This is a genomic window from Pseudoalteromonas sp. 20-MNA-CIBAN-0454, assembly GCF_040308685.1.
Classification (GTDB): Bacteria; Pseudomonadota; Gammaproteobacteria; order Enterobacterales; family Alteromonadaceae; genus Pseudoalteromonas; species Pseudoalteromonas nigrifaciens.
This window is the reverse complement of record NZ_JBEOOB010000012.1, coordinates 91,867-100,049: the sequence shown is the minus strand read 5'-3', so window position 1 is coordinate 100,049 and position 8,183 is coordinate 91,867. Positions and strand designations below refer to the sequence as shown.

Here is an 8,183-nt window from a genome sequence, read left to right as displayed (position 1 = left end):
TCGATGTCACGCTCTGGCTCTGGAATGTAAGAATCAAGTGCGTTTGCAAGCTCAACAATCTTATCTTCCCACTCTTTCTCGCCTTCAAGCGCTTTAAGTGCTGAACCTTGAATTAGTGGTAAGTCATCACCTGGGAAATCGTATTCTGAAAGAAGTTCACGAACTTCCATTTCTACTAGCTCAAGTAGCTCTTCGTCATCAACCATGTCACATTTGTTCATGAACACGATGATGTAAGGAACGCCAACTTGGCGAGAAAGTAGGATGTGCTCACGCGTTTGTGGCATAGGGCCATCAGTCGCAGCAACTACTAAGATAGCGCCATCCATTTGAGCAGCACCAGTGATCATGTTTTTAACATAATCGGCGTGACCAGGACAATCTACGTGTGCGTAGTGACGTGTAGGTGTATCGTATTCAACGTGAGACGTTGAAATAGTGATACCACGTTCGCGCTCTTCTGGAGCGTTATCGATTGATGCGAAATCTTTAGCAACACCGCCGTATACTTTTGCAAGTACGTTAGTGATTGCTGCAGTTAGTGTAGTTTTACCGTGGTCAACGTGGCCGATTGTACCTACGTTTACATGCGGTTTTACGCGTTCAAACTTTGCTTTTGCCATCTTAAAAAATTCCTATAAAGAAATTAAAGTCTAACTCACTATTGAGTTAAACAAGCTAAAAATCATATTACAGCGCGAGCTGAAATTATTGTCTCTGCAACATGTTTCGATGCTTCGGCGTACTTCAAAAACTCCATAGAGTATGAAGCACGACCCTGTGTTGCAGATCGTAAGTCAGTAGCATAACCAAACATTTCAGAAAGGGGAACCTGTGCATTAATTTGCTTCAGTCCACCTAATGCATCTTCCATGCCTTCGATCATGCCGCGGCGACGGTTTAAGTCACCAACTACATCACCCATGTTTGCTTCAGGAGTGAGTACTTCAACCTTCATTACTGGCTCTAAAAGTACCGGGCTCGCTTGCAGCGCGCCTTGCTTCATTGCCAATGAACCTGCTATTTTAAATGCCATTTCATTCGAGTCTACATCATGGAATGAACCATCATATAAAGTCGCTTTAACGCCAAGTAATGGGTAGCCTGCCAGCACACCTTGAGACATTTGCTCTTGGATGCCTTTGTCTACCGCAGGGACGTATTCTTTGGGAATAGAACCACCTACAGTTTCGTTAACGAACTCGTAAATTGGTGCTTCGTCATCCGTAATATCCATCGGTTCAAGTTTAAGCCAGACGTGACCATATTGACCACGACCACCTGATTGACGTATAAACTTACCTTCAACCTTAACAGTTGAACGGATAGCTTCTCGGTATGCAACCTGCGGCTTACCAACGTTACATTCAACACTGAATTCACGTTTCATACGTTCGACGAGGATATCGAGGTGAAGTTCACCCATGCCAGATATTATAATCTGACCCGATTCTTCGTCGGTTTGTACACGAAAAGATGGATCTTCAGCCGCTAGTTTACCCAGCGCGATCCCCATCTTATCTTGGTCAGCGATTGTGCGAGGCTCAACCGCAACAGAGATTACTGGTTCAGGAAATTCCATACGCTCAAGCGTAATAATGGATTTCGGATCACACAGTGTTTCACCTGTTGTTACGTCTTTGAGACCAATAGCCGCCGCGATGTCGCCTGCGAAGACTTCTTTGATCTCTTCACGTGAGTTTGAATGCATCTGTACGATACGACCAAGACGCTCACGCTTACTTTTAACTGGGTTGTATACCGCGTCACCCTGTTTAACTGTACCAGAGTAAACACGGAAAAAAGTTAAGGTGCCAACAAACGGGTCCGTTGCAATTTTAAATGCAAGTGCAGCAAACGGCGCTTTATCATCAGCAGGACGCTCTTCTTCGGTACCATCTTCTAGGATACCTTGAATTTGTTTCACTTGCGTTGGGGCAGGCATGTATTCAACAACGCAATCAAGCACCGCTTGAACACCTTTGTTTTTAAATGCGCTACCACACGTCATAGGAACAATGTCGTTTGCTAATGTACGTTGGCGTAAAGCTTCTTTTATTTCGGCTTCACTTAACTCTTCACCCTCTAAGTATTTATCCATTAGTTCTTCAGTAGCTTCTGCAGCACTTTCAACTAAATGAGAGCGCCATTCATCGGCTAATTCCTGAAGTTCTGCCGGTATTGCCTCATAAGTGAAAGTCATTCCCTGGTCCGCTTCGTTCCAGTTAATAGCTTTCATCTTGATTAGGTCAATAACACCTTTAAAGCCGTCTTCAGCGCCTATTGGCAACTGAATTGGAACAGGCGTTGCTCCAAGACGAGATTTCACCTGGTCAACAACTGCAAAGAAGTCAGCGCCTGTGCGATCCATTTTGTTTACGAAGATCATTCTTGGAACTTCGTATTTGTTCGCTTGACGCCAAACTGTCTCAGTTTGCGGCTGTACACCAGATGAAGCACAAAGAACAACTACCGCACCATCTAATACGCGTAAAGAACGCTCTACTTCGATAGTGAAATCAACGTGTCCTGGAGTATCAATAATATTGATACGATGAGCGTCAAATTGAGCGTCCATCCCTTTCCAGAAACACGTAGTTGCAGCAGAAGTGATTGTGATACCACGCTCTTGTTCCTGCTCCATCCAGTCCATAGTTGCAGCACCATCATGCGTTTCACCGATCTTATGAGAAAGACCCGTGTAAAACAGAATACGTTCTGTTGTGGTGGTTTTGCCTGCATCTACGTGAGCACAAATACCGATATTACGATAGCGCTCAAGTGGAGTTGTACGTGCCATAAAATCCTCTTAAAGGTTAAGGGCAGATTACCAACGGTAATGAGCGAATGCTTTATTCGCTTCAGCCATACGGTGAACGTCTTCACGTTTCTTAACCGCAGTGCCTTTGTTGTCAGCAGCGTCAACGATTTCTTGAGCTAAACGTAAGCCCATAGATTTTTCGCCACGCTTACGAGCAGCGTCTACTAACCAACGCATACCTAATGCGTTACGACGAACTGGACGTACTTCAACTGGTACTTGGTAAGTTGAACCACCAACACGGCGAGATTTAACTTCTACCTGTGGGCGGATATTATCAAGTGCCGTTTCAAAGATTTCTAGGTGCGACTTGCCTGATTTCTCAGCAGCCACATTTAGCGCACCATAAACGATTTTTTCAGCAGTAGATTTCTTGCCATCTAACATTACGATGTTTACGAATTTCGCAAGAAGCTCCGATCCGAACTTAGGATCTGGAAGAATTTTACGTTGACCTATTACGCGTCTTCTAGGCATTTTGTATCTCCGGTTTATTCAGGTTTGCTCTTATCGAGTCAATAACCCAAAACAATAATTAAAAATATTTAGTGCTTGGCCTTACTAACGGAGAACTATTAGCCTTTAGGGCGTTTAGTACCGTATTTAGAACGAGCTTGGCGACGATCGCTAACGCCTGCACAGTCAAGTGCACCACGAACGGTGTGAAAACGCACACCTGGTAAATCTTTAACACGACCACCACGGATTAGGATTACACTGTGCTCTTGAAGGTTATGACCTTCACCACCAATGTATGAAGTTACTTCGAAACCGTTAGTTAAACGTACACGAGCTACTTTACGTAACGCCGAGTTTGGTTTCTTAGGTGTAGTTGTATATACGCGAGTACATACACCGCGCTTTTGCGGACACGCTTTAAGCGCAGCTGAGTTACTTTTCGTAACCTTGCTACGGCGTGGCTTACGCACTAGCTGGTTAATAGTTGCCATTTAAATAGCTCCTGAAATTAGAATTACTACTGAAAAAATAAAAAAATCCGCCCGTTTTTACAAGTTTGTTTTAAACGCACAGGTAAATGGGTGGCGGAATTTTAATGAGCAAAGATTGACCTGTCAACCTAAACCGCTCGCAAGGTAGAAGATATCTACCTTGCGAAAACCTAATCTATTGATTTGGTTTAGTTTATTGATTTCCAGATAAATCCGCATTTAAAGCATCAGTTAGCGCTTGAGTTGCCTCTTCTGCACTTACAGTCTGCTCTTCTACTACTTTGCTTTGTTTACGGCGAGCCATACGTTCTTGATGATACGAAAAGCCGGTACCGGCTGGGATCAAACGACCCACTATTACGTTTTCTTTCAGACCGCGTAACTCATCGCTCTTACCATTCACTGCTGCGTCGGTTAAAACACGTGTTGTCTCTTGGAAAGAGGCTGCAGAGATGAAAGATTCTGTTGCTAGTGATGCTTTTGTGATACCCATTAACTGGATTTCAAACTTAGCTGGGATCTTACCTTGAGCTTCAAGGTCGCGGTTTGCGATATTAACGCGTGCCACTTCAATTTGCTCACCGGCTAAGAAGTCAGTATCACCACCGTGCATAATGGTACATTTACGTAACATTTGACGAATAATAGTTTCAATGTGCTTGTCATTGATCTTAACGCCTTGCAAACGGTAAACCTCTTGCACTTCGTTAACAATGTAGTTAGCAACATGAGTCACACCACGTAAGCGTAAGATGTCATGCGGTGATTCTGGTCCATCGGCGATAACTTCACCTTTAGACACTCGTTCACCTTCAAACACGTTAAGTTGACGCCATTTAGGGATCATCTCTTCGTAATGATCACCTTCATCTGGTGTAATAACTAAACGCTTCTTACCTTTAGTCTCTTTACCAAAGCTAATTGTACCGGTAACTTCAGCTAAAATAGCTGGTTCTTTCGGTTTACGAGCTTCGAATAAATCGGCTACGCGTGGTAGACCACCCGTGATATCACGAGTTTTCGAACCTTCTTGCGGAATACGTGCTAATACGTCACCAGGGTTTACTGTCGTGCCGTCAACTACTTCAATCGTAGTGAATGAAGGTAGACGTGTTTCTTGTAAGCCGCGCTCTTCACTTTCAATGATAAGCTTAGGTTCTTTCGCATTCGCTTTAGAAAGATCTTTAACAACTATACGGGTTAAACCGGTTAGTTCATCTGTCTGTGTTTCAGTATTCGAGTCATCGATATCGCTGAACGATACTTTTGACTTATGCTCAAGTACGATTGGGTGACTATGCGGGTCCCAAGTAGCAACGATGTCGTTACCTTGAACTTCTGCATTGTCTTGTACTGTTAATACTGCACCGTAAGGTACTTTATAACGCTCTTTTTCACGGCCATAACTATCAATGATAGTAATTTCCGTAGAACGCGAAATAATAGCAATCTTACCGTCTGTATTTAATACGTACTTAGCGTTGTGAAGCTTTAATGTACCGTTAGTTTTAACTTGTACATTATTCTCAGCAGACGCTCTAGATGCCGCACCACCGATGTGGAATGTACGCATCGTTAACTGTGTACCTGGCTCACCAATTGATTGTGCCGCGATAACACCTACTGATTCACCTGCGTTGATGATATGGCCACGTGCTAGGTCACGACCGTAACAGTTAGCACAAACACCAAAGTCATTATCACACGTGATAACAGAACGTACGCGAACTTCATCTACTGAGTGCTCTTCTAAAAGGTCACACAGTTTTTCGTCAAGCATAATGTTACGCTCAACTAGTACTGTATTAGTACCAGGAATAACAATATCTTCAGCAACAACACGACCTAGTACACGTTCACGAAGCGCTTCTACAACATCACCACCTTCAATAAGCGGTTTCATTGTTAAGCCATCTTCTGTGCCACAGTCGTCTTCATTGATTACCAAATCTTGTGCAACGTCTACTAGACGACGCGTTAGGTAACCCGAGTTAGCTGTTTTAAGTGCTGTATCGGCAAGACCTTTACGCGCACCATGCGTTGAGATGAAGTACTGAAGTACGTTTAGACCTTCACGGAAGTTAGCTGTGATTGGCGTCTCGATGATTGAACCATCTGGACGTGCCATTAGACCACGCATACCCGCCAACTGACGGATCTGAGCAGCACTACCACGAGCACCTGAGTCGGCCATCATAAACACTGAGTTAAATGACGCTTGCTCTACTTCTTCACCTTGTGCATTAATAACTGTGTCTTTCGACAAGTTAGACATCATCTCACGTGATAAGTTTTCATTTACACGTGACCAAATATCGATAACTTTATTGTACTTTTCACCAGCCGTTACAAGACCTGATTGGAATTGTTGGTTGATTTCAGTAACTTCAGCTTCAGCTGATTCAATGATCTGCGCTTTAACCGGTGGGATAACTAAGTCATCAATACCGATTGAAACACCTGACTTCATTGCATAATGGAAACCGGTGTACATAATTTGGTCAGCAAACATAACGGTGTCTTTAAGACCAAGACGACGGTAACACTCATTAATTAAGCCAGAAATCTGCTTTTTACCTAGCGGCTGATTGATTGACTCATACGGCATGCCTTTTGGTAAAATTAGCGACAGAATTGCACGACCAACAGTTGTATCAATAACAGTGATAGTATCTTCTACTACACCATTTTCGTTTTTAACTGATTGACTAATACGTACTTTCACAATTGCGTGAAGGTCTGCATTGCCACTACGGTATGCTTTTTCTGCTTCTTTTGGATCTTTAAATATCGCGCCTTCGCCTTTAGCGTTAATACGGTCACGAGTCATGTAATAAAGACCCAATACAACATCCTGTGAAGGAACGATGATTGGCTCACCATTCGCAGGAGATAGAATGTTGTTTGTAGACATCATTAAGGCACGAGCTTCAAGCTGCGCTTCAATTGTTAGCGGTACGTGTACCGCCATTTGGTCACCATCGAAATCGGCGTTGTAGGCCGCACATACTAATGGATGCAAATGAATCGCTTTACCTTCGATAAGCACAGGTTCAAACGCTTGGATACCCAAACGGTGAAGTGTTGGTGCACGGTTAAGTAATACTGGATGTTCACGAATTACTTCGTCAAGCACATCCCATACTTCCGGCATTTCACGTTCAACCATCTTCTTCGCAGCTTTGATTGTCGTAGCCATGCCGCGACGCTCTAATTTGCCATAGATGAATGGTTTGAATAGCTCAAGTGCCATCTTCTTAGGAAGACCACATTGGTGAAGCTTAAGTGTAGGACCCACTGTAATTACAGAACGGCCTGAATAATCCACACGCTTACCAAGTAAGTTCTGACGGAAACGACCTTGCTTACCCTTGATCATATCGGCAAGAGATTTAAGAGGACGTTTGTTAGAACCTGTAATTGCACGACCACGACGACCGTTATCAAGTAGCGCATCTACCGCTTCTTGTAACATACGTTTTTCGTTGCGTACGATAATATCTGGTGCTGCTAAATCTAATAGGCGCTTAAGACGGTTATTACGGTTAATAACACGACGGTAAAGGTCATTTAGATCAGACGTCGCAAAACGACCACCGTCTAGTGGTACTAATGGGCGTAGATCAGGTGGCAATACTGGAAGTACTGTCATGATCATCCACTCAGGGTTGTTACCTGATTGGTGGAACGATTCCATTAACTTAAGACGTTTGGTGATTTTTTTACGCTTAGTTTCAGAGTTAATTGTTGGTAACTCTTCACGCATTTCAGCAATTAATTGTGCAAGATCGAGTTCACGAAGCAAGTCTAAAACTGCTTCAGCACCCATCTTAGCTTCAAATTCATCACCATGCTCTTCAAGTGCATCTAAGTATTCTTCTTCACCTAATAGCTGACCACGCTCAAGCGTTGTCATACCAGGCTCAGTTACTACGAATGATTCGAAGTAAAGAACACGTTCAATATCACGAAGCGTCATATCTAGCATTAAGCCGATACGTGACGGTAATGATTTTAAAAACCAAATATGCGCAACTGGGCTCGCAAGGTCAATATGACCCATACGATCGCGTCGCACTTTAGTGAGTGTAACTTCAACGCCACACTTCTCACAGATCACACCGCGGTGTTTAAGACGCTTATATTTACCACATAAGCATTCATAATCTTTCACTGGGCCGAAAATACGGGCACAGAATAAGCCATCGCGCTCAGGCTTGAAAGTACGGTAGTTAATAGTCTCAGGTTTCTTTACTTCACCGTATGACCACGAACGAACCATGTCTGGTGAAGCAAGACCAATGCGAATTGCATCGAATTCTTCGGTCTTATTTTGTTGCTTCAGAAACTTAAGTAAGTCTTTCACCTTAGCTCTCCTGTCGGAGTTAATCTTGAGGACGGGTAGTCTCGTC

5 protein-coding genes are annotated in these 8,183 nt (G+C 43.5%); all 5 read right to left on the bottom strand.

Features of this window, described 5'->3' with window-relative positions:
- Positions 1–623 (bottom strand): GTP-binding protein (locus AAEZ22_RS08110; RefSeq protein ID WP_352296791.1); only part of this gene is annotated, 623 nt, incomplete at its 3' end.
- A gap of 62 nt (positions 624–685) precedes the next feature.
- Entirely contained in the window at positions 686–2,800 is a 2,115-nt protein-coding gene (gene fusA / locus AAEZ22_RS08105) for an elongation factor G (RefSeq protein WP_011326943.1), read from the bottom strand.
- Positions 2,801–2,827: 27 nt separating this feature from the next.
- Positions 2,828–3,298, bottom strand: a complete 471-nt coding sequence (gene rpsG / locus AAEZ22_RS08100; protein WP_011326942.1) for a 30S ribosomal protein S7 — start codon at positions 3,296–3,298, stop codon at positions 2,828–2,830.
- A gap of 98 nt (positions 3,299–3,396) precedes the next feature.
- Positions 3,397–3,771 (bottom strand): 30S ribosomal protein S12, encoded by a 375-nt coding sequence (rpsL, locus tag AAEZ22_RS08095; RefSeq protein WP_008165517.1) that lies wholly within the window; start codon positions 3,769–3,771, stop codon positions 3,397–3,399.
- Positions 3,772–3,964: 193 nt separating this feature from the next.
- Positions 3,965–8,137 (bottom strand): DNA-directed RNA polymerase subunit beta', encoded by a 4,173-nt coding sequence (gene rpoC / locus AAEZ22_RS08090; protein WP_352296788.1) that lies wholly within the window; start codon positions 8,135–8,137, stop codon positions 3,965–3,967.
- Positions 8,138–8,183 lie beyond the last annotated feature (46 nt).